The organism is Corallococcus sp. BB11-1 (assembly GCF_026626625.1).
Classification (GTDB): Bacteria; Myxococcota; Myxococcia; order Myxococcales; family Myxococcaceae; genus Corallococcus; species Corallococcus soli.
The window spans coordinates 67,729-90,927 of sequence record NZ_JAPNJY010000007.1 but is presented as its reverse complement, the minus strand read 5'-3'; the positions used below and the strand labels follow the sequence as shown (position 1 = coordinate 90,927).

The following is a 23,199-nucleotide window of genomic DNA, read 5'->3' as shown; positions in this document are numbered from 1 at the left end:
CCCCTCATCCCTCCCCTCCTCCCGGCTTGCGTGCGACTAGGAAGGGACTCAGCGCATCTGAAAAGGCATCTCGCCGGAAGGAGTTAAACAACTGGACATCCTCGAAGCCAGCATTCTGCGCACATGAGACCACGGCCCTGGCGTCGGCCACGCGTAAGAGGTGTCTCTCGTGCATCATTTCGCCGAGTGACTTGCACGCATACACGTACTGCGCTTCCAACTCATCCGACCCACTTGGAAGTCGGTGGAAACGATAGAGGAAGAGGATGTCCTCGGGCTTGCCTCCGGGTCCAGGCTCGCGATCCTCCATCACTTCCACCGGAGCATGGCTCGCGTGCGCAATCTGGAGCACGACACCGCCTCCGGGCCGTAGCGCCCGATGGAATCGACGCAGGACCGCCACGAGTTCCGGGTAGCTCTCGCAATAGTTGATTGTCCATGAGAGCGAGACGATGGCGTGGTAGGTCGACTGCGCCTCCAGCTCTTGCATCCGCTGAACCGTCACAACGTCACGCCCAAGCCGTCTCTCCGCTTCCCGCACCATGCCCGGCGAAGCATCGACGCCCTGAACCCTCATTCCGCTCCGAAGAGCCTTTTCAAGGAAGGCGCCCGTCCCGCATCCGACATCCAGGACATAACAGGGCATGGCCCAGGAGCGCAGCATCTCAAGCACAAAGTCATGATCGTGTTGGTAGTGCCCAGGTGGAGTGTGCAAGTCGTATCGATGCGCGAACTCATCAAAAAGTCGCATCATGGCAACACCGCACGCATGTCGGTGAAGGCGCCTACGATTTGTTGTCCTGCGGCTCGTACCGCATCCACATCCGCCAGATGGGACATGTTCCATGCGCGCCCCTTGCCCACCAGAGGAGCGAGGCAGTCGAGAACGCGTCGTAACATACGCTCCTGGCGCGGGGTAGAAGCCCTCAGCCCTCCCAACGCATGGGAGAACTCGACAAGGGAACCGTCCCGAACCCAGTCCTGGAGCGAGCGCCCGTCCAGCATCAGCAGCCGTGCGGAAGAGGAGAGCCCAGTCCCCTCACACATGGGGCATCTGCTTGACGAGCGACTGCCCTCCACGGCCAGTCTCCACTTCGCGTTCGTGCTTCGTGCGTACTGCTGTATCAAGTGGAAGTACAGTCCATCCCAGCGCAGCCAAGCGTTGACTTCTGAAGCGTCCGCCTTGGCATCCTTGAGGAAGGTCCCAGGTCCGGGTCGTGTCCAGCATCCATACAGCACCAGATTGCGCGCGTTGGCGTCCAACCGCTGGTAGGGCACTCCTCTTTCCCACAGTCCCTCCTCGGCCATACGACGGAAGAAGGGCAGCATCTCGGCACGGCGCACGCCTTTCATCACCGCCGCTGCGGCTGGCAGTAGCACCCCTTCGTCCTCCAACGGGGCTTCTCGGTCACCGATAGCGAGTTCCTCCTTCAGCGTCAGAACTCCGCCACTGCCTTTGCAGGTGGGACAGCGGCCTCGAGGGTCATGCCGAGAGAAGTGGAAGGGCGCCGCCTCCATCGGTCCAATCAAGCCCCGATCCAAATCCATCAATCGCGTCTGGAGGACGCCGTGCAACTCGCCACGGGCGCCACGGAGCTCAACATGCCCTGCGCCCAGCGTCAGCGCGTCCGAGACCAGCCTCCGGCGCGCGGCCGGGTCCTTCTGTCGTGGCACGAAGCGCTCCCCGGTCGCGCGCACTCGCCCCCACTCCACGTCAATGCCCTTCTTCAATTCCCTGCCGTCCGGTGCCAGCAGCGTCAACCCCATGGCCTTTGCATGGCTTCGCGCATCCTGCACCGCAGCGCGCGGCAGACGCGGCCCCCACGTTTGAAGCTCCTTCAAGAACGGGTGGATGACAAGGCGTCCATCTCCCTGCATTTCCCACTGAGCCGCCAGCCTGTTGATGTCCTCGGCACGAACACCGTGCGTCTGCACATCCAACAACAGCCGTGCAAGCTCCTGGTCCAGGTCGCCGATCTCCCAAGGGCGGCGCCCCTTCCACATGCGCTCGTCCACGACCACGGCCGGCCGGTCAAGGACGACTTGGTCCGCAGAGAGATCTGGGGGCGCGATGTCGTCACCGATGAGCTGGCGAATCCTCGCGCCCATCCGCACGGCCTGTCCGCGCAGGTCCTCCGCCACCGACAGTTCCTGAGGAGCGAGAGGGGAAGTGCCGCGGTGGCCGGAACTGGCTCGCACGGTTCTTCCCGCGAGCATGCGGCCCGTTGCGGTGTTCGTTCTACGCATTTCCGCAGGCGTCCCCATCGCCATCACCCGCCCACCGTGGGGCCCGCCGCCAGGCCCGAACTCGACGAGCCAGTCCGCTGCGCCGATGATGGCGGCATTGTGCTCCACCAGCACCACCGTGTTGTGGCCCACACTCAGGATCCGGTCCAGCGCGCGCACGAGGTGCGCTACATCTTGGGGATGAAGGCCCGCTGCGGGCTCATCAAGGACAAACAGTAGTCGGCGCGAGCCATGCTCAGACAGCGTGTGAGCAATGCGCAACCGCTGCACTTCTCCTCCACTCAGCGTGTCCACGCGCCGGCCGAGACTGACGTGCCCGAGTCCCAATTCTTCCATCTCCTCCAGAACGCCCGTCTGCGTCGCAAGGAAGGAGGGAAGCTTCTTCCGCAGCGAGGACACAGGCAGAGCCAGTAGGTCCCCGATGCTCATTCCTTCAACCTGCACGGACAGCGCCTCCTGTCCGTACCGCAGTCCGCCGCATACAGGGCAGGCTGTCCACAGTTCGTGCTCCGCGACTTCACCCAGCCCCAGGCAGAACTGGCAACGCCCCTGGCCCGCGTTCAGTCCAAAGTCGCTGGCGCTCAACCCCGCTGTGTGGGCCTGCTCGGAGGATCCGAAGACAGCCCGCAGCCGTTCAGCCAGCTCAAGGAACGTCGCCACGATGCTGCGACGATTCGTGGGGGGTATCCTCTGGTCCAGCGCGACCACCCCTGCAAGATGTTCAGTACCCGTGAGAGCCTTCCAGCGTCCCGGACGAAGGTCGAAGTCAGCCAGTTGCGAGGTCTTGTCCAGCATCCCGAGCACACCGGGCAAGAGTACGCCTCGCACGAAGCTCGATTTGCCAGAGCCGGAGACTCCCGTCAGGCACGTCAGTCGTCCCAATGGAAGCTTGCAGTCAACGCCCTGGAGGTTGTGGATGGTTGCGCCCTGAATGGTAAGCCACAGCGGCAGCTCCTGCTTCAGCGGCACCGATCTCTTGATGGGAGGCAGGTGCGTCCACGCACTCTCCACGACGGGTCCCTCATAATCGATACATCCACCGGCAGCGCCGGCTCCTGGGCCGAGTTGGATGAGGTGGTCAGCGGCATGGGCGAGCGCCTGGCGGTGCTCGTTCATGATCACCGTATGATGCGGCGCAAGGCTCGCGATGGCGTCCGCAAGCCCTACGAGGTCCTCGTCATGAAGCCCTCGGGCAGGCTCATCCAGGAGCAGGCACAAACCCGCGCTGCGTGCATTCAGCACGCCAGCGAGTTGGGTCCGGCGCCCCTCGCCGCCGCTGACTTCCAACATGCCTCGGTCTCCGGACAGATGCCCGAGCCCCACCGAGACAAACGACTGGGCTTGTTGCTGGAGACGTCGTACCAGTCCCTTGGCCTCGCGCGGTATGGAGGCGTTGAATGCGTGATCCTCTTGTGTGTGCGCTGACAAGCCAGTGAAGGGCAGCGCGAGCAGATCATGAACGCCAAGGCTGCCCACCCGCAGCGCACGGGCCTGGAAGGACCAACGCGTGCCACAACAGTCATGGCACGCGCCCTCACGCACGAGAAAAGCCAAGCTCTGGGCAACCTTCGTCCCTCGCGACACACGCTCGATGATGGCCTTTCGGAACCCTTCGAACGGCCTGGGGGCGCTCATCTTCCGCCCCGTCTTGCGCTCTCGATCCGTCACCAATTCGGATCCAGCCCCGTCCAGGACCAGCCGCCGGGCATCCTCGGGTAGGTGCATCCAGGGGGCATCTGGAGAAAAGCCCCTCATGCCGCGCAGCCCCTCGACAGTCTCGTGCTGGATGTTGAGGTATTTGTAGTTCTTCTCAGTCCAGAGAACGAAGGCGCCCGCGTGCATTGAGCGCTCCGGGTGAGGGACAAGCGCCCCCTCATCGACAACGACCGCACGGCCCAGGCCACGGCACGTCGGGCAGGCGCCGCTCAGGGGGTGCTCGGGCGAATTGAAGGAGAGTAGGTGGAAATCGGGAAGGCGGAAACAGGTGGCCAGCTCTGGCTCGACGCAATGGAGAGTGGAATCCAGTCGCGGTCCAAAGGGGCCTTGCAATTCAGGCTGTATCGCGCCTGGCAATTCCACAACTACCGTCCCCCCACCTGCTTCAAAGGCCCTGGTGAGAAGTGACTTCAACTTACCCACATTCGTGCGGGGTTCGATGTCCACCGACCCCATGTTCGCCTCAATGATGTGCCGGACCGTCGACGCCAGGGGCCTGGCGCGCGCCAATCGGACAAGGCGACCTTTCTCCCAGACTGACGGACTGTCTGTCTCACTTCGTATGACGGCTTGCTCAATCCCAAGGCCATGCAACCGCGCGAAGGTACTGACGCCGTCCGTCGCTGCGAAGCGCACGGGGGCGGCCCAGATGACAGCAGGGCCGCGGCGATGCCGCACCAACCACTCGGCATAGCTCTCCGGAGATGGGGCGGGTACGTCCCGCTTCAATTCGTCTGAATAGGGGCACCCGGCGGCCAGGAAGAGCCTGCGCAGGGTTGCGAGCAGTCCGGTGCTGGTTCCAACGGTCGTCCGGGCAGAGCCCCGGAATGTCCTCTGTCCCACATGGATCGCCGCCGGTATGGGGCCAATGAACGCCCGTGGCGGCGGGCCTTCCATGTGAGGAGGATGAATGCCGAGAAACGTGCCCATGCGCCGACCCGCTTCGGCCGCGAGCGTGTCCTCCAGGAGCGAACTCTTTCCAGAGCCAGATACCCCAACGACCATCGTCACCCGATTCAAAGGGAAGTTGACGTTGATGGATCGGAGGTTGTTTGCATCCGCCCCGACAACCTCGATCTGGTCTTTGCTCTTTGTCGCAGTGGATGCCTTGCTTTTCCTCATGATGGTTCGTCCAGCATATGGAGGACGTAGACTTCACGAGACGTGAAGGCTCTAGGAAACGATTGGAAGACGACCGTGCACGCCCCTCTGTAGTGGAGGGCTCGCGTATTCGACACGAGAAGCACATCTCCGGAGCCCAGATGGATGGGCGTGGACACAGAGAGCGCGGCATCATGGATGAGCTGGAGGTGGGCTTCGAGCTCAATCGGGTTCTTGCCGAACCGGCGCTGGCCCGCCCGGAGCGTCTCGGGGTGGAACCGGATGCGCCCTTCGGCGATGCAGCATCCCATCCACCCGCCGGGCGATGTCTCATTGACCATGCTCACATCCGTCTCTTGGAGGAAAGTGAGGGCAGCCGAGGCGTTGCGTCGGTGTAACTCAGCCAGCAAATCGTACAGTCGGGCGACACGCAGCTCGCCCTGGGACGGACTGGCTGGATCAGGAACCTTGCATTGGATGGCCGTTACCACGGGCGGCAATGGAGCCGTATTGATGTCCGTGTGGAAATGCCCTTCCTTCAACGTATGCGACAGGTCCGTCGTCCATGGAGACATTCGGAAGTGCTTGACAACCTTGTCCTTCCGATAGGACTTGAAACGACGAGAGAGAGCAAGGGAGGCGAGTAACAGTGAAGCCCCCTCCCCCGCCTCCGGTACTCCACGGAGCACCACATGGTCATACTTTCGCCACAATTCGCGGACGCGGTCAGTGAAGTCCATCCAGGCTTCTGATTGGAGAAAAGCGTCGTCAAGCTCACCACGAAGCGCAGTCTGCTCCAAGTCCGCCAGCGCCAAGGAATTGGAGTACTTCGAAGAGGCGAACCAATCAGTGACTGCATCACTGACGACAATTTCTGGCAGGAGGGAACCGGGCGTCATGGGCGCATGAACCTGAAGAGCAGTTTATGTTTGAAATGGTGGTTCATCATGTCGCCCACGCTGGGAAAGGAGAAGGTCGACAATCCTGGGTCGTGGGTTATCCAACCTGATGTGCGAAGGGGTCTCACCGAGGGGAGAAGCCCTTGAGCGCCTGCGGCAGCGAGGATGTCCATGGGCCGGTGGCCGTAGACGCGGTGCCCCATGTCTTCCAGAACGGGACGCCAGAGGGGCCAGACCGGGTTTTCGGCATGGCATCCCAACACGACGTACGCCCGGCCTCCTTGCGAGAGCACTCGCTGCAAGCGAGCCATGAACCCGCTGACATCCGGCTCCAGGTAGAGCATTTCATGGCAGGTGACGAGGTCGATGCAGCCCTTTGGGATTCGCTCCCAACCGGCCGCGTCGAGCAATTCAACAGAAGGGACAAGCCCATTGAGGCGGAGGGCAGCGTGCTCACGCGCTTCCGCGATAGGCTCAATCCCGTAGAGACTGCGAAGCTGCCAGCGGCCAAGCAGGCGCAGCAGCAGCCCGCCCCTATGGCAACCTACATCCAGCGCTGAGCAAGGAGGATGCGACCAGTCATCCTCATGCATGTGCTGGAGGAGGCAATTCCAGAAAACTTCGTTGGAAGCCTCAAGGTGCTCCTCATCTTCTTGAGAATGGAAGAAGCGGCTGCGCATGAGGAATCCTTCGGCTCGCACTCCACAAGCAACGAGCGAGGGAACCCCTCACGGGCAGCGCTGTGGGCGACAGCTCCGTGCGCGAGCATCACCCGCAGTTGGATCGACACCGAAGTGGAGAACAAAAAGATCGATGGACTGCAAGAAGGTCTCTTCCAGGTTCTGGCGATCCTCCGGACCACGCATGCCGAAGTACGGGAAGTGGTGCAGCATCCGCCCGAAGAGGCGCTCACAATCATTCGCATAGGCACGGGTATCCAGGATGTGTGCGTGCCAGAACTCGTCAATGGGGCCCGTCGGGCAGATCTTCTTGTCCGGGAACCGAATGTTGAGGGCGAGGAACTTGCGATAGAGCGATTCCACTTCGTCGCAGTACTCAGACGTCCACTCCTGCTCCTCCATGAGCTTGCGCTTGAGCATGTTGAAGTCGAGTTCCGAGACGCGATTGAGGGCATGGGCAAGCTCCGTGTCCACACGAATGAATGCGTGGGCCTGCTCGAAGGTCATCGGCTGATTCAGCACCTGGGCTTCCATGGCTTCTCCTGGTGAGGTACGACTCTGAGAGCTATCCCACCACCTAGGATAGATCAAGGCGCTGCCCGGTCTCTCCCACTCAAGAGGAAGCAACGAGGGAGCAGCTGAGTACCCGGAGCGACGAGTTGCCAAGGAAAGTTGGCTCCGAGACCACCTGGTGGCCAGAAGCTGGCGACCGCGACCTTCGCGAAGGCACTCGGCTCGCAAGTCCGAGAGCACCAGGAACCTCCCGAACGCGCCGTTTCAACCGCATCGCGGTCTGCTTTGAAATGCGTTGAAATACTAGTGAGTTTATCCCACGAGCGCCTTACGTCGACGTCACGGCTGCGCGCTGCACCTGGGACACGCCGGGCAGCGTGGGCGCTGGGTTGAGCGCCTGGATGAGCATGGCGCGCAGCGCCTGCGTGAGGTCCTCGCCCGGGGCAATCGCTCCGGCCGGTGCGCCCAGCAGCGGCGAGGGCACCTCCGTGCCCACCACCACGATGGGGATGCGGACCTCCCACGCCAGGTAGTGCGCCAGCTTCACCGCCGGCTCGGAGTTGTCCATCAACAGCGCGCCAATGGCGCCCGCGCTGAACGGGCGCCACAGCGGACGCGCGGCCTCGGCGGGCGGCAGCACGCAGAAGTCCACGTTCAGCACGTCACTGAGCTCCAGCCGGCCCAGCGTCCCGAAGCCGCTCTTCACCGCGGTGGGATCCGCCGACAGCGCCTCCAGCCCCGGCACCCGCGCCAGGATGCGCCGCGCCGCGGACGAACCGCTGCCGCACACGAACACCTTCGCCGTGGCCACCCGCGCGGGGGCCCGCGTGCGCAACAGGCGGCCTCGCAGCGCGTGCACCTCCGCCGCGCCGATGAGGTCGCCCGCGCCCAGGTTCTGGCCTTCGCTCTCCGTCGGCCGCGCCACGCCCTTCTGGAGCAGCGTGGACAGCACGCCCAGCACCTCCATGTCCGTGGCGGGCGCCAGGTCCAGGACCTCGCCCAGGGCGCGCGGCTGGCGCAGCAGCTCCATCACCTGCGCCGTCACCGGATGCTGCGCTTCGGACAGGTCCACCTCCGGCGCCAGCATCAGCCGCGTGTGGCGCGGCGGCAGGTTCGGCAGCAGCCGGTTCACCTCGTCCGACTGCCGCATGCCCTCCAGCAGCGCGTCGTCCATCGCTCGGTTGATGCGCGGCCGGGCCGCGTTGGTGCCGGGCGTGAACGTGAAGTTGCCCTCCGTCCACGACAGCAGCCGGAACAGCGCCTTCTCCCCCTCCACCCTCCCCAGCCGCGCGTTCACCGTGCGCCCGTCGGAGACGGTGATCTCCCCGCGCTCCGAACCGCGCTCCAGCGACAGCCGGCCGTTGCGCTTGTTCATGCCCAATATCTGCATGAGGTCCGGGATGCTGAGCTGGCTGAGCGAACCTTCGATTTCCTGCTGCTCGCTCTTGAGGTCCTTGGCCGCTTCGTTGCGCCGGAAGATGTGCTCGATGCGGCTGAGCACCTCGTCCAGGTTGAAGGGCTTGCGCAGCATGCCGTCGCGCGGGCCCCGCGCCCGGTCCGTGTCCATGCTGGACGTGGTGAGGACCACCGGGATGTCTTCGGTGCGCGGGTTGGTGCGGAGGATCTGCACGAACGTGCGCGCGTCCAGCAGCCGGCACGCCTCGTCGAAGAGCGTCAGGTCCGGGTGCCGGAGCACCGCGACCTCCAGCGCCCGCGAACCATCCGGCGCGTAGTGCACCTGATAGCCCTTGGTCCGCAGCGCCCGCGACAGCGCGCGCACGGAGTCGAGGTCGGGGTCTGCGATGAGGATCTTCCGAACCTGGGCCACGGTCAGGGCTCCGCTTTCTCAGTAGGGCTGCAGGTCGTATTCGGCCTGCAGCTTGGAGATGAGCCCGTCCACCACCGCGGTGTCCGAGGTGTGGAACCCCCACGTCGCGCCACGCCCGCGCCGCTGGATGAGCGCGTACGACGCACTCTCCGACAGCCAGAGGATGAACTCGTGGCGTGCCACCCGCTCGTCCCCCTCCAGGAACACCGGCGTGAGCGCCGGGTGCGACTCCAGATCCACGCGCCGGCCCAGCAGGTAGATGCGCGAGGACAAATCCGGCGGCGCCTGCTCCAGGCCAATCGCCAGCGGCAGGTCCGCGCGGATCTCCGGGCCGCCCACGTAGAGCAGCCCACGCGAGCCCGGGTCGCGCACCAGCTCGCGGGCGATCTCCACCTGGAGTTCGTCGAAGAGCACGTCCGCCACCTTGCCCCGGCGGCTGGGTTCGGCCCGGTCGTCCGTGGGCAGGCGGGGGCTGTTGGGCGTGCCCAGCAGCAGGTCCACCTCGTCCCAGAACGGCAGCCCGTCCAGCATCAGCCGGCGCTGGAGCGACGCGCGGCGCTCGTCCATGCGGCGGCGGCAGCGGTGCACCAGCTCGTCGAAGTCCTCGCCGTCCTTGGGGAAGGTGCTCGCCCCGCCCACCAGCGCCAGGGGCAGGCGCTGCTCCACGTCCTGCACCTCCGGCTCGTCGCGCACCGCCGCCACGGCGCGGCGCACGAACATCATCGCGCCGAAGAAGTCCGTCTCCGGCAGCAGGAGGTAGAACTCCTGGTCGCTCGCCTTCGCGATGACGTCCGAGTCGCGGATGATCTTGCTGAGCGCCTTGATGATGCCGCGCACCGCCTTCTTCGCCTCGGAGGCCCCCAGCCGCACGCGCACCAGCGGCAGGTTGTCGATGCTGAAGGTGAGCAGCGAGAACGTGCGCCCGTACCGCCGCGCCTTGTAGATCTCCTTGGACGCATAGTCGGTGAAGTAGCTCAGGTTGTACGCGGCGGTGTCGCGGTCGCGCAGGCCCAGGCGCTGGAGCGCCAGCAGCTTGCGGCCGTTCTTCACGCCCACCGCCGCGAAGTCCGCCAGCACCTTCGCGTCGCGTGTGTGCTCCGCGCGGAAGTCGCCGGTGAGCGGATCCGACAGCTGCGCCAGGCCCATCACCTCGCCCGCGGCGACGAGCGGCACGTAGAGCACCGTGGAGCGCTCGTCGCGCGCGAGCCACGGCAGCGCTTCCCGCAGCCGCAGGGACAGCGGCCCCTCCGGGCTCATCTTCTCCGGCAGGAACTGCTTGTCGAGCAGCCCCCGGTACGAGCGCAGCCCCAGGTCTCCCCGGTCGTCCACCACCCACAGCGCGGCGCTCTGCGCGTCGCACACCGAACCCAGGTCCGCGATGACGCGCTCCTGGAGCCACTCCAGGTCCGGATGGGACAGCAGCTCCAGGCACCGCTGCTGGAGGTTGTGGAAGCGGGCGAACTCCAGATTCTCGTCCTGGAGCCGCGAACGCTCATGCCGAAGCTGGGCGCGCTCCATGGCGCGGTCCACCGCGAGCAGCAGGTCCGCCTCCTCAATCGGCTTGGTGAGGCAGTCCGCCACGCCCAGGCGCAGCGCGACCTCAGAGCCCTGCACGTCGGTGCGGTGGCTGACGAGGATGACCTCCTGCTCCGGGTCTCTTTCGCGCAGGCGGGCCGTGAGCGCGAAGCCGTCCACGCCGGGCATCACCACGTCGGTGAGGACCAGGTCGAACGTGGCCCGGCCCACCTCCTCCAGGGCGAGGGTGGCGTTCTCCACGGCCACCACGCGGTGCCCGCGCTGCGACAGCAGGTCCGTGGCGAGTTGTCGGAAGAACAGGTCGTCGTCGACGACGAGGATGGGACCAGCCACGGCGCTCGGGGGAGAAGGGAGGAAAAGCGAAGGTTATCGGGCCCTTGGAAGGGCTACAACGCCTTCGAAGACGAAGGCGACAGGACCGCGGAGGCGGATGTCGGACAGGTCGTCCGGAACGCGGATGCGCAGGTCGCCCCCGGGCAGGGTGACGCGCAGCCAGGCATTGCCGGGCAGGCGCCTGGCCAGCACCGCCGCCACCGCGGAGGCGCACGCCCCCGTGCCGCACGCCTGGGTGAGGCCGCAGCCCCGCTCCCAGACGACGACGGTGAGGCCGTCCTCCTCCACGCGCACGAACTCCACGTTGGTGCGGTCCGGGAAGGCCGGGTGCCGCTCCAGGACGGGCCCCAGGCGCTCGCTGGCCTCCAGGGGCTGATCCAGGAGCACCAGGTGCGGGTTGCCCATGTTCACGGCGGTGCCGCGCAGCTCCGGGTGCCCGGGCACCGGGGCGTCCACGAAGGGCTGCCCCGTCGTCCCCGAAGGCAGGTTCGAGGCCACCAGCCGCGCCGGCCCCATGGAGATGTCCACGCCCACCACGCCGCCATCCCCGTAGCCGGGCTCGCAGGTGAGCACGCCCGCGCCCGTCTCCACGTCGAGGAGCGCGGGGTGGTCGCCGGAGTGATCCACCAGATACTTCACCGCACAGCGCAGGCCGTTGCCGCACATCTCCGCGATGCTGCCGTCGGCGTTGTGGACGACCATGCGCGCCGTCCCCCGGGTGGAGGGGAGGAGGGCCAGCACCCCGTCCGCGCCAATGCCCCGACGCCGGTCGCACAGCCAGCGGGACTGCTCCGCGTCGATGTCCACACCCGTCCGCCGGCGGTCCAGGACGACGAAGTCGTTGCCCAGGCCGTGGTACTTGAAGATGCGTTCGCTTGCGTCCACGGGGCCAAGTCTAGACGGCCGCCTTTATTCGCGCTCGCCGACCTTCTTGGGCGGGGTCGGAACGTCCAGGGCGGGCATGGACCGGCGCGAGGCGCCGGAGGGGGTGGGCCCGCTGGCGCGTCGCAGCTCGGCCAGCTCCGCCTCCCGGGCGGCCAGCTGATCCTGCATGGTCTCGACGTGGGCCTGGAGGACCTCCATCTCCGCGGCCATCTCCAGGACGGCCTCGGGGGGCTGGCCGGACGAGGACGCCTTCGCCTCCTCCAGCGCCTGGACCAGCGTCTCGCGCTCGGTCTCCAGGGCCTCCAGCCGGGCCTGCTGCTCGCGGATCCGCGCGGTGAGTTCGGCGCGCTCGGCGTCCAGGATGCGCGCGGCGTCCACGGCCGCGGTCTCCAGGGTGGTGGCGCGCCCCTCCAGGCGGACGCGGGCGGCGCGCGCGACCGTCAGGTCGGACTGGAGGCGCTCGCGTTCGGAGGCCATCGCGGTGCGCTCGGAGTCGGCGCGGCGGGCCTGGGCCTCGGCGTCGGCGGCGGCCTGGGAGAGGGAGGCCACGCGGGACTCCAGCCCGGCCCGTTCGGCGCGTGCTTCCGCCAGCGCGGTGGAGAGCTGGGCTTCCAGGGCGGACAGGGCCTCGCGCGTCTGTTCGGAGGCCTGGGCGAGGCGGGCTTCGATGGCGGCCTTCTCCGCCTCTGCCCGAGCGGTGAGTTCAGAGAGGCGCACCTCCAGCTCCGCCTTGTCCGTGCCCGCGCTCGCGAGCGCTTCGGCGAGCCGCGCCTCCAGCCCCGCCTTGTCGGTGCCGGCTTGCGAGGTGAGCTCGGAGAGGCGCACCTCCAGCTCCGCCTTGTCGGAGCCCGCGTCCGCGATCCGGGCTTCCAGTTCGGCCTTCTCCTGCTCCGCGCGGGCGGTGAACTCCGCGAGCCGGGCCTCGAAGGAGGCCTGTTCGTCTTGAGCGCGCGATTCGAGGGCGGCCAGACGGGCCTCCACCTGGGCCTTCTCGGTGCTCGCGAGCGACAGCGCGTCCTGGGCCGCACGGGCCTGGGCCGCGACTTCGGCGAGCTGGGCCGCGCGCTCCTCGGCGGTCCGCGCGAGCTGCTGCTCCAGGATGGCCGCGCGCTCGGTCTCGCTCCGGGTTGCCTCCGTGAGCCGGGCCACGTCAGCGCGCGCGGTCTCCAATTCGGAGCGCAGGGCTTCGAGCGCGGTCCGCTCCGCTTCCAGCGAGGACTCCAGGTTCGTGGCCTTGCCCGCGAAGCGCCGCGCGGTCTCCAACTGCACCACGAGCAGCTCCGCGTGTTCGCGCGTGGCGGCGAGCCGGTCGCTCGCGTCCATCAACTCCGCTTCCAGCCGGTCGATGCGCTGTCCCCGCTCATGCAGCGCGGCGTGGGCACGTTGCAGCTCGGAGCCCAGGCGCATCAGCTCCTGGTGCGCGGCGCCCAGTTGGGCGGTGTCCGTGCGTAGGCTCGTCAGCTCCTGCTCCTTCAACCCGAGCTGCTCCCGCGCCTCGTCCAGGTCCTGCTGCTGACGTTCGGCCCGGGAGAGCGCGCCCTCCAGCTGCGCTTCCATGGACACGCGGAGGGCGCCGGCCTCGCGCAGTTCCTGCTCGCGCGTGGCCAGGGACTCCAGGAGGCGCGTCGCCCGGGCCTCGGCCTCGCGCGCGGCCTCCTGGGACTGGGCACCTTCCTCGAAGCGGGCCTCCGCGCTCCGGCGCGCGGCCTCCGCCTGCGCGAGCGAGTCCTCCAACGCGCCCAGGTTGGCGGTCTCCGCGGCCAGGCGGAACTCCACCTCTGTCAGCGAGGCCTCCAGCTCGGCGCGGCGCGCGGTCTCCGAGGCGGAGCGCTTCTCCGCCGCCGCCAGCGACTGCTCCAGCGTGGAGAGTCGCGTGGCCTCGGAGCCCAGGCGGGCCTCGGCCTCCTTCAGCGACTGCTCCAATGAAGCGACCCGCTCGGTTTCAGCGAGGTGCCGCGCCTCCGCCTCCGCGAGGGCCTGCTCCGACAAAGCGACCCGAGCCGCCTCGGAGCCAAGCCGGGCCTCCGCCTCCGCGAGGGCTTGCTGAAGCGCGGGCAGGCGCGCGGCTTCGGCGGCGTACCGGGACTCGGTGTCCGACAGGGAAGCTTCCAGCTCGGCGCGACGCGCGGACTCGGAAGCCGCACGGGCTTCGGCTTCCGCGAGCCGGCTTCGCTCGGACTCCAGGCCCGTGCGCAGGGCTTCTTCGCGAGCCTGGGCCACGGCGCGCTCCTCCGTGAGCGTCCGCTCCGCTTCGGACAAGCGCTCACGCTGAGCCGTGGACTCCGCGCGCAGTGCTTCCAGTTCGGCCTGGAGCGCGGTCAGGGCCTCGCGCTCCTGTCGCAGGCCATCGCGAGCCTCCACGAGGGCGGCTTCGTCCTTCGCGCGCGCCTCGCGTTCGCGGGCCTCCTGGGTGCGGGCCTCGTCCAGTGAGGACAGCGCCTCCACTTCGGAGCGCCGCGCCTCGGTGAGTTCGGCGCGCAGCTCCCGCAGGGCCACTTCCTGCGACGACTGCGCCTGCTTCGCTTCGGACAGCGCTGCGCGGGCCTCCGCCAGGGCCTGCGCGCGCGCCTGGGACTCCTCCTCGGCGGTCGACAGTGCGGCCGCGTGCGCCTGACGCAGCTCCAGCAGCGCGGCCTCGTTCGTGCGCTGCGACTCGGTGAAGGCGGTCTGGACCTCCGCCAGGGTCTGCCGCGTGTGCTCGAACGCGGCCTCGGTGGACAGCCGCGCGGCGCGGGTCGTCGTCAGGTCCGCTTCGAGGTTGCCCTGGGCTTCGCGCGTCGAGGCCAGCGACGCCTCGACACGGACGCGCACGGCGCGCTCCTCGTCGAGCGCGGCCTGCACCGCCGCGAGGGCGTCTCCGGCCTTCGTCCGCAGGGACTTCTCTTCCTCGAGCGCCGTCGCGGACTCCTCCTTGAACCGGGCGAGCGACTCCTCCAGGCGAACGCGTTGCGAGCGCTCCTCCTCCAGGACCGTGCGAGCGACGCCCAACGCGGCATCGAGCCGGAGCCGGTCCGCCTCCAGCGCGCTCTGCGCCTCGGTCCACGAGGACTCCGACCCCTCCAGGCGCGTGCGGAGGGCGCGCTCGGCGTCCAGCGACTCCTGCACGCTCGCGAGGGCCACCTGGGCGCGGGCCTGCTGCTCGCGATCCGTGAGCAACTGGGCCTGGGTGTCCGCGAGCGCCGCTTCCCAGCGAGCGCCCCGTTCCTGTTCGGTGGTGAGCGACGCCTGGACCTGGGCCAGGGCCTGTCGCGCCGAGCGCAGCTCGTCCTGCGTGGAGCCCAGCGCCGCCTCCACCTCCAGCCACTGGGCGCGCTCCTCCTTGAGCGTCTGTTCGACCGCGTCCAGCTTCGCCTGCGTGGCGTCGAGCGCGGCCTGCGCAGAGGCCCGGGCCTGCTGCTCGCGCGCGAGGTCCTCCTGGACGAGCTTCGTCAGGGCCTCCGCGTCGGTCAGCTCCTGGCGCACGGCGCGGAGGGTGGCCTCCAGCTCCGCGTTGCGACCCACTGCGTCTTCACGGGCCTGATTCGACTCCGCGAGCCGGGCACCGTGTTCCCACACCTCGCGCGCCAGGGCATCCCGGGCCTCGGCGAGGGCCAGTTGCAGGGTCTCGGTCTCGGAGTGCGCGGCCTGGAGCGCCTGGGAGGCACGGGCCTCCGCTTCGGCGAGCGTCTGGGCGAGGCGCGCCTCCGCCTCCGCACGCATGTCCGAAAGCACCTGTTCCGTCTGTCCGCTCGACTCGGCACGGGCCGCCGCGAGCACCTGGGCCACCCGCGCATCGGCCTCCGCGCGAGCCTCGGCCAGGGCCTGGGCCGCACGCGCCTCCGCCTCCGCGAGCGCTCGGACCTGCTCGGCTTCCGCCTCCGCGCGAGCTTCCGAAAGAGCGCAGGCCGCATGGGCTTCGGCGTCCGAGATCGCACGAGCGCGCTCGGCCTCCGCATCGGCGAGCACCTGGGCCACGCGGGCTTCAAGCGCGCGAGCCTGGTGGGCCTCCGCCTCCGCGAGCACCTGGGCCACGCGGGCTTCAAGCGCACGGGTGTGCTGCGCCTCCGCCTCCGCGAGCGCACGGGCCGCGCGCGCTTCCGCTTCTTCAAGCGCCAGGGCCTGCTGGACCTCCGCCTCGGCACGGGCTTCCGCGAGGGCGCGGGCCGCGCGGGCCTCGACCTCTTCAATCCGCAGCCCTTCCAGGATCTCCGCGTCGGCCAGCGCGCGAGCCGCCTCCGCCTCCACTTCCGCGCGAGCCTCGCTCAGCGCCTGCTTCCGCTGCGCCTCCGCCTCCGCGAGCGCCCGCGCGAGCGCCGCATCCCGCTCGGCCTCCGTCTCGGTCAGGGCCCGCGTCCGCTGGGCCTCCGCTTCCGCCAGCGCCCGGGCAAGCTTCGCCTCCGCGTCGGCCTGGGCCTCGGCGAGCACGCGCTTCCGCTCGGCCTCCGCCTCCGCCAGCGCACGCTCGACGGCCGCCGCTTCCTCCGCCCGGGCCCGCGCGAGGGCCTCCGTCAGCTCGGCCTCCGCCGCCTCCCGCGCCTCCGCCACCGCTCGCGTGAGCCGCGCCTCCTCCTGCTCGCGGGCCTCCGCCAGCGCGCGTTCCTGCCGTCCATCCGCGTCCGAGTGCGCGGCGGCCAGCGCGTTCGTCACGCGCTCATTGGCCTCGGCGCGGGCCTCCGCCAGCGCCTCCTCCAGCCGTGCCTGCGCCTGGGCCCGCTCGGCGTCGATGGCCTGCACGAGCGCGGCCTCCACCCGGACGCGCTCCGTCTCCGCCGCCGCCAGCCGCTGCCCCGCCGCGTGCTGCGCGGACTCGACGCGCTGCTGCTCCGCCTCCAGTGTCGCCAGCCGCTGCCCCGCCGCGTGGAGCGACTCCTCCAGACGGGCCGCCAGCGCCCGCGCCGCCGCCTCTCCCTGCGCCTGCCCCTCCAGGTCGCGCCGCAGCCGGGCCTCCGACTCGCGCGCGGACGTCAGCTCCGTCTCCAGCCCACGCAGCGCGGCCTCACGCTCCGCGAGCCGGGCCTCCGCGTCCTTGCGCGCCCCGTCCGCGGAGTGCATCCGCTGCTGGGCATCCGCGAGCTCACGTCGCGCCCGCGCCAGCTCCGCTTCCCGCACCGGCACCGAGTCGCCCGCCGCCCGCGCCTGGTCCTGCGCACGCGCCAGGTCGGACTTCAGGTGCTCCACCGCGGCCAGCGCCGCGGAGTACTGCTCCGCGATGCGCAGCTCCCGCTCGCGAGCCGCCTCCGCCTGCCGCCGCCGGTCCTCGGCCCCGTCCTGCGCGCGCTCCGCCGCCAGCCGGTCCCGCTCCCGGTCGATGCGCAGCGTCCCCAGCTCCTCCTGGAGCGTGCGCAGCTCCGTGTACGCCTGCGTCAGCCGCTCGCGCGCCTCATCCAGCGAGGCCGCCGTCTCCTCGCGCCGCGCCCGCTCCAGCCGCAGCGTCTCCTGCGCGGCCAGCGCCTGCACGCCCGCGTCCGCCTGCGCGCGCTGCGCGGCCTCCACCTCCAGCCGCTGCGCCGCCAGCCGCCGGTCCGCGTCCGCGATGCGCTCCGTCGCGACCTGCAACTCCAGCTCGCGCCGCCGCAGCCGGCTGCTCAGGTCGTCCCGCTCGCGCGCGGACTCCACCGTGCCCCGGGCGGTCTCCAACTGCGCGGTGAGCCGCGCCATGTCCTGACGCGCGCCCTCCAGCGCCGGCTTGAGCGCGACGACCTCCGCCTCCCGGTCGCCCACCTCCGCGCGCAGCTTGGACACCGCGTCCTTCAGCCGCCCTGCCCGCTCCTCCCACGTCTTCGCCCGGGCGGCGATCTCATCCAGCTTCCCGCGCGTGAAGGCCAGCGGCTCCGGCGGCAGCTGCACCCACGTCGGGTCCACCACCCGCGCCGGCTCCAGGCCCGCCATCACCACGAAGTAGGCCGCCTCGCTGTGCCGCACGAGCGAGCCGTCCACCTGCAACCCGTCCCCGCGCTCGAACGCGAGCTGGTAGCCCAGCACCGGCGACTGCGTGGCCACCTCCACGTGGGGGAAGTGCGCCTTGAGCGCGTCCAGGAGCTGCCCGTACATGGGCGGCACGTCCTCCTCCGGCTCCATCAACTGCGGCAGCGCCAGCCCCGCGATGTTGCGCAGGCCCCCCACCAGGAACCCCTGCCGCGCCACCAGCCGCGCCAGCTCCGCCAGCAGCTCCGGCGCGCGCACATAGGGCGCCAGGTCCGTCACCAGCACCAGGTCGAAGCTCGCCGGCTCCAGGTCGTCGTAGATGTTCGCGCGGAATCTCAGCTGCGGGTGCGCATGGGCCTTCTGCGCCGCCTCCACCGCCGCCACGTCCGCGTCGCACGCGACCACCGTGCGCGCCCCCCGCTCCACCAGGAAACGCGCGCTCTCGCCCCCGGTGGAGGCCACGGCGTCGACCTCCAGCACGCGACGGCGCGCGAACAGGCTCTCCGCGAAGATGTAGCGGGGCAGCAGCTCGCTGGGCCCCATCCGACGAAAGGTAGATTGCAAATGATGTTCCCGGGGGGCGGGAATTGTAGCGTCTGGGGAAGAGACGTCCCAATTTCAGGGCGCTTACAAGCACGGGCGAAGCGCCCGTCCGACCGGAGGGCAGGCGACATGACCACGAATTCACCCCAGGGTTTCGGTTACCGGGCACGCCGCACCTTCACCCGCCTGCTCGTCTTCCTGGTCATCCTGGGCCTGGGCGGCGGCGTCGTCTTCCTGCTGGGCCAGCTCAACTCCCGCACCTTCACCCTCGTCCAGGAGAACGGCGAGCTGGTGGTCATGAAGGGCCGCGCCATGCCCACCGGCGCCACCGCCTACCGCCCCGGCGACCCGCGCCTCGCGGACGCCTACGCCCCCCTCCCGCTGGAGGGCCAGGACGTCACCCTGCTGACGCAGCAGAAGTTCACCGACCGGGACGAGCTGGACCGGGCCCTGTTCCCCCTCATGGAGACGCTGGCCCGCCCCCGCATCGCGTCCGGCGAGCCCCCCAAGGTGGAGCGCGGCCTCTACTACCTGCGCCGCGCGGAGAAGCTCGCCGGCATCACGGAGGAGCAGCGCCGCAGCCTCCAGTCCATGCTCACCGACGTCGCCTTCTACCAGGCCCGCCAGAAGCTGGAGGACGCCCGCCGGCTCGTCTCCGAAGGCCTCGCCCAGCTCAAGCTCGCCTCCGAGACGGAGAACCGCCACGCCCGCAGCGCCAACCAGATGCTGTCCACCGTGGGCCCCCCTGCCCGCGACCTGGAGGAGGCCCTGCGCCGCGCCGTCCACACCCAGAGCGGTCAGGACAACAGCCCTGTAGCACCGGCCCCCGCGCCCCGCCCCGCCGCGCCCGCCTCCGGGGACACCTCGTTGCAGCCGTTTCCGGCCTCCCCAACCCCCGACGCCGGCTCCACGCCGTGATCTCCAGGGGTTGGGAGACCCCCTCCAGAACGCGCGGCTGAACCCCTCCGACGTGACGCGGAAATGTCCGCCGCCGAACGTCGGAATGGGCCCCGTTGAGTGATCATAGATTGCAAGCATCGATCCCACCGGCCGGGCAGGCTCCCACTGGATCTAGCGTTGACACACTGGGTCCCCCCCCATAGCTTGTGTGCGGCTGCGCGGCTGCCCCCGGTTCCGGGCGACCGCACCCAAGACCCGGAGGCAGTGTGGTTTTCTTGCGCGACACCTGCTTCTGGCCGACAAATAGCTACATGTCGGTCTGCTGTCCCCAGGTCCCCGGGTTCTGATCGCAGGACAGCACCCGTCCCCACACATCCTTGAGTCATTTCATCGGGGTCTGTTCGCCCCGAGCAGGACGGCGGTTCGCGTCCTGATGGCTGCGCTTTTGCCTTGTCCGGAGTGAGACGCCCTTGACCGTCCAGACGCCCCTGAAGCCGACCGTCGTCGCCTCGCCGCCCCCCGACTCCGCCCCCACGGCCACCGCCGCCGCGGCCCCGTCGTCCGGCGGCGACTTCGCCACCACGATGCGGGTGACGAAGCGCAACGGCACGGCGGAGCCGGTGGACCTCAACAAGATCGTCCGCGCGGTGGGCAAGTCCTGCGTGGGCCTGTCGCGCGTGGACGTGATGCGCGTGGCCACCAAGACCATCAGCGGCCTGTACGACGGCGCCACCACGCGCGAGCTGGACAGCCTGTCCATCCAGACCGCCGCGGCCCTCATCGTGGAGGAGCCCGAGTACGCCCGGCTCTCCGCGCGCCTGCTGTCCACCTTCATCCAGAAGGAGGTCAGCAACCAGGACATCCAGTCCTTCAGCCAGTCCGTCGCCGCCGGCCACAAGCACGGCCTCATCGCGGACCGCCTGCTGACCTTCGTCCAGGCCAACGCGCGCAAGCTCAACGCCGCCATCGACCCGGTCCGCAACGACCTGTTCGAGTACTTCGGCCTGCGCACCGTCTACGACCGCTACCTCTTGAAGAACCCGCAGACGCGCGAGGTCATTGAAACGCCGCAGGACTTCTTCCTGCGCGTGGCGTGCGCCATCTCCGGCGACAACGCGCGCGAGGCCATTGAGCTCTACCGCCTGTTCAGCTCGCTGGAGTACCTGCCCTCCTCCCCCACCCTGTTCAACTCCGGCACGCGCCACGAGCAGCTCTCCAGCTGCTTCCTGCTGGACTCGCCCACGGACGAGCTGGACGCCATCTACAAGAAGTATTCGGACATCGCGATGCTGTCCAAGTTCTCCGGCGGCATCGGCGTGGCGTACAGCCGCGTGCGCGCGCGGGGCTCGCTGATCAAGTCCACCAACGGCCACTCCAACGGCATCGTCCCCTGGCTCAAGACGCTGGACGCGTCCGTGGCGGCGGTGAACCAGGGCGGCAAGCGCAAGGGCGCGTGCTGCGTGTACCTGGAGACGTGGCACGCGGACATCGAGGACTTCCTCGAGCTGCGCGACAACACCGGTGACGAGGCGCGCCGCGCGCACAACCTGAACCTGGCCAACTGGGTGCCGGACCTCTTCATGCGCCGCGTGGAGGCCGACCAGGAGTGGAGCCTCTTCGACCCGAAGTTCGTCCCCCACCTCACCGACCTCTACGGCGACGCCTTCGAGAAGGCCTACGCGGAGGCCGAAGCGCAGGGCCAGGCCGTGCGCAAGGTGAAGGCGCGCGACCTGTACGCCCGGATGATGAAGGTGCTCGCCCAGACGGGCAACGGCTGGATGACCTTCAAGGACACCTCCAACCGCAAGAGCAACCAGACGGGCCAGCCGGGCAACGTCATCCACCTGTCCAACCTGTGCACCGAAATCCTGGAGGTCACGAGCCAGGGTGAGACGGCGGTGTGCAACCTGGGGTCGCTCAACCTGGGCCGCATGGTGAAGGACGGGAAGTTCGACTTCGACACGCTCCGCGCCAACGCGCAGCTGGCCATCAAGCAGCTCGACCGCGTCATCGACCTCAACTACTACCCCATCACCACCGCCGCGGACTCCAACCGCCGCTGGCGCCCGGTGGGCCTGGGCCTGATGGGCCTCCAGGACGTCTTCTTCCAGCTGCGCCTGCCCTTCGACTCCGTGGAGGCGCGCAACCTCTCCAAGAAGATCTCGGAGGAGATCTACTACGCCGCGCTCGTCACCTCGTCGGACCTGGCGGAGCAGCTGGGCGCGCACCCCTCCTTCCCGGAGACGCGCGCCGCGAAGGGCGAGCTCCAGTTCGACAGCTGGGGCGTCGTCCCGGAGGACACGCTGCGCTGGGACGCGCTGCGCTCGCGCATCATGAAGGTGGGCCTGCGCAACTCGCTGATGATCGCCATCGCGCCCACGGCCACCATCGCGTCCATCGCCGGCTGCTACGAGTGCATCGAGCCGCAGGTGTCCAACCTCTTCAAGCGCGAGACGCTGTCGGGCGACTTCCTCCAGGTGAACCGCTACCTGGTGCGCGACCTGCAGCAGCTGGGCCTGTGGAACGAGTCCACGCGCAACCGCATCAAGATGGCCGAAGGCAGCGTGCAGGACCTCACGGAGCTGCCGGAGGCGCTGCGCGCCATCTACCGCACCGCGTGGGAGGTCCCCATGCGCTCGCTCCTGGACATGGGCGCGGACCGCGGCGCCTTCATCGACCAGAGCCAGTCGCTCAACCTCTTCGTGGAGACGCCGAACATCGGGAAGCTGTCCTCGATGTACTTCTACGCGTGGCAGAAGGGGCTGAAGACCACGTATTACATGCGCTCGCGTCCGGCGACCCGCATCGCGAAGACGACCGTGAACCAGGGTGGGCCGGGCATCACCGCCGCCCCCACGCCCGCCCCCGCGCAGGCGGTGGCGCAGGCCACGGAAGCCGAAGCGGTGGCGTGCTCGCTGGAGAACCCCGAGGCCTGCGAGGCGTGCCAGTAGTCCCCGGCGCGCCCCGTCGTCCCCTGCCCCATCCGTTGCCCGTGCCGTCCTTGTAAGGGAGTGCCGAAGAAATGCTGCTCGATCCGGGAATGAACCTGACGCTGCGCCCCATGGCGTATCCCGTCTTCTTCGAGATGTACCGCAACGCCATCAAGAACACCTGGACGGTGGAGGAGATCGACTTCTCCACGGACCTGGTGGACCTGCGCTCGAAGATGACGGACGCGGAGCGTCACCTCATCCACCGGCTGGTGGCCTTCTTCGCCACGGGCGACTCCATCGTCGGCAACAACCTGGTGCTCAACCTCTACAAGCACCTGAACGCGCCCGAGGCGCGCATGTACCTGTCGCGCCAGCTCTATGAGGAGGCGCTGCACGTCCAGTTCTACCTGACGCTGCTGGACAGCTACATGCCGGACCCCGCCGAGCGCGCCAAGGCGTTCGCGGCGGTGGACAACATCCCCTCCATCCAGCGCAAGGCGCGCTTCTGCATGAAGTGGATGGACAGCATCCAGTCCATGGACCAGACGCGCTCGCGCTCGGACCGGCGCCAGTTCCTGCTGAACCTCATCTGCTTCGCGGGCTGCATCGAAGGCCTCTTCTTCTTCGCGGCCTTCGCGTACGTGTACTTCCTGCGCAGCAAGGGCCTGCTCAACGGCCTGGCCGCGGGCACCAACTGGGTGTTCCGCGACGAGAGCGCCCACATGGCGTTCGCCTTCGAAGCCATCCAGACGGTGCGCAAGGAGGAGCCGGAGCTCTTCGACGCCAGCCTGGAGCGCGACGTGGTGCAGATGCTCCGCGAGGCGGTGGAGTGCGAGACGCAGTTCGCCCAGGACCTCCTGAGCGGCGGCGTGATGGGCCTGTCGGTGCAGGAGATGCGCGGCTACCTGGAGTACGTGGCCGACCAGCGCCTCCAGATGCTCGGCATGTCCCCCATCTTCCACACCAAGAACCCGCTGCACTTCATGGACCTGCAGGACGTGCAGGAGCTCACCAACTTCTTCGAGCGCCGCGTGTCGTCCTACCAGGTGGGCGTGGGCGTGGGCGCCGCGAACGACGTCGTCTTCGACGCCGCCTTCTAGCCTCCCCTCCCCTGCTCCCACACAGAAGGAAGCCGTGCCCCGCCGCATGCGAGGCACGGCTTTCGTGCGTCCGGCGCCTTC

General features: G+C 68.8%; 12 protein-coding genes. 3 read left to right on the top strand and 9 right to left on the bottom strand.

Annotated features, from left to right (window positions below; all coding sequences use genetic code 11):
- Window positions 1-4: 4 nt before the first annotated feature.
- The 9 genes from OV207_RS07375 to OV207_RS07335 form a co-directional block, all read right to left on the bottom strand.
- Window positions 5-754: a class I SAM-dependent DNA methyltransferase gene (locus tag OV207_RS07375; RefSeq protein ID WP_267553781.1), complete on the bottom strand. Its 750-nt coding sequence runs from the start codon at window positions 752-754 to the stop codon at window positions 5-7.
- On the bottom strand, window positions 751-5,085 hold the full coding sequence (locus OV207_RS07370) for a hypothetical protein (RefSeq protein WP_267553779.1): 4,335 nt from the start codon (window positions 5,083-5,085) through the stop codon (window positions 751-753). The genes OV207_RS07375 and OV207_RS07370 overlap by 4 nt, the downstream gene beginning before the upstream one ends.
- The gene (locus tag OV207_RS07365) at window positions 5,082-5,963 is read right to left on the bottom strand and encodes a TauD/TfdA family dioxygenase (protein ID WP_267553777.1); all 882 of its coding nucleotides are present in this window, start codon (window positions 5,961-5,963) and stop codon (window positions 5,082-5,084) included. Before OV207_RS07365 ends, OV207_RS07370 begins: the two co-directional genes overlap by 4 nt.
- Window positions 5,960-6,643 carry a class I SAM-dependent methyltransferase gene (locus OV207_RS07360; protein ID WP_267553775.1) on the bottom strand — a complete coding sequence of 228 codons (684 nt, stop codon included), beginning with the start codon at window positions 6,641-6,643 and terminating at the stop codon, window positions 5,960-5,962. The genes OV207_RS07365 and OV207_RS07360 overlap by 4 nt, the downstream gene beginning before the upstream one ends.
- A gap of 48 nt (window positions 6,644-6,691) precedes the next feature.
- Window positions 6,692-7,177, bottom strand: coding sequence for a glycine-rich domain-containing protein (locus OV207_RS07355; RefSeq protein WP_267553773.1), 486 nt, complete (start codon window positions 7,175-7,177; stop codon window positions 6,692-6,694).
- Between the two features lie 307 nt (window positions 7,178-7,484).
- A complete protein-coding gene (locus OV207_RS07350; protein ID WP_267553771.1) occupies window positions 7,485-8,984 on the bottom strand; it encodes a DUF4388 domain-containing protein in 1,500 nt (499 codons plus the stop codon).
- An 18-nt stretch (window positions 8,985-9,002) separates the two neighbouring features.
- On the bottom strand, window positions 9,003-10,853 hold the full coding sequence (locus OV207_RS07345; protein ID WP_267553770.1) for a response regulator: 1,851 nt from the start codon (window positions 10,851-10,853) through the stop codon (window positions 9,003-9,005).
- A gap of 33 nt (window positions 10,854-10,886) precedes the next feature.
- Window positions 10,887-11,738 carry a diaminopimelate epimerase gene (gene dapF, locus OV207_RS07340; protein WP_267553768.1) on the bottom strand — a complete coding sequence of 284 codons (852 nt, stop codon included), beginning with the start codon at window positions 11,736-11,738 and terminating at the stop codon, window positions 10,887-10,889.
- A 24-nt stretch (window positions 11,739-11,762) separates the two neighbouring features.
- Complete coding sequence (locus OV207_RS07335; protein WP_267553766.1) at window positions 11,763-18,206, bottom strand: methyltransferase domain-containing protein; 6,444 nt, start codon at window positions 18,204-18,206, stop codon at window positions 11,763-11,765.
- 108 nt (window positions 18,207-18,314) lie between these two features.
- Here OV207_RS07335 and OV207_RS07330 point away from each other — a divergent pair, with 108 nt between their 5' ends.
- From OV207_RS07330 to OV207_RS07320, 3 genes are all read left to right on the top strand, one after another.
- Window positions 18,315-19,103, top strand: coding sequence for an IF-2 protein (locus tag OV207_RS07330; protein ID WP_267553764.1), 789 nt, complete (start codon window positions 18,315-18,317; stop codon window positions 19,101-19,103).
- A 452-nt stretch (window positions 19,104-19,555) separates the two neighbouring features.
- Window positions 19,556-22,036 (top strand): ribonucleoside-diphosphate reductase subunit alpha, encoded by a 2,481-nt coding sequence (locus tag OV207_RS07325; RefSeq protein WP_420715187.1) that lies wholly within the window; start codon window positions 19,556-19,558, stop codon window positions 22,034-22,036.
- A gap of 71 nt (window positions 22,037-22,107) precedes the next feature.
- Window positions 22,108-23,118, top strand: coding sequence for a ribonucleotide-diphosphate reductase subunit beta (locus OV207_RS07320; RefSeq protein WP_120532122.1), 1,011 nt, complete (start codon window positions 22,108-22,110; stop codon window positions 23,116-23,118).
- Window positions 23,119-23,199 lie beyond the last annotated feature (81 nt).

What these genes read in the sequence shown, in the direction of transcription:
- OV207_RS07370 (WP_267553779.1), bottom strand. Translation starts at nt 5,085, where the DNA reads ATGAGGAAAAGCAAGGCATCCACTGCGACAAAGAGCAAAGACCAGATC.
- OV207_RS07320 (WP_120532122.1), top strand. Translation starts at nt 22,108, where the DNA reads ATGCTGCTCGATCCGGGAATGAACCTGACGCTGCGCCCCATGGCGTAT.
- OV207_RS07365 (WP_267553777.1), bottom strand. Translation starts at nt 5,963, where the DNA reads ATGACGCCCGGTTCCCTCCTGCCAGAAATTGTCGTCAGTGATGCAGTC.
- OV207_RS07355 (WP_267553773.1), bottom strand. Translation starts at nt 7,177, where the DNA reads ATGGAAGCCCAGGTGCTGAATCAGCCGATGACCTTCGAGCAGGCCCAC.
- OV207_RS07330 (WP_267553764.1), top strand. Translation starts at nt 18,315, where the DNA reads ATGACCACGAATTCACCCCAGGGTTTCGGTTACCGGGCACGCCGCACC.
- OV207_RS07360 (WP_267553775.1), bottom strand. Translation starts at nt 6,643, where the DNA reads ATGCGCAGCCGCTTCTTCCATTCTCAAGAAGATGAGGAGCACCTTGAG.
- OV207_RS07375 (WP_267553781.1), bottom strand. Translation starts at nt 754, where the DNA reads ATGATGCGACTTTTTGATGAGTTCGCGCATCGATACGACTTGCACACT.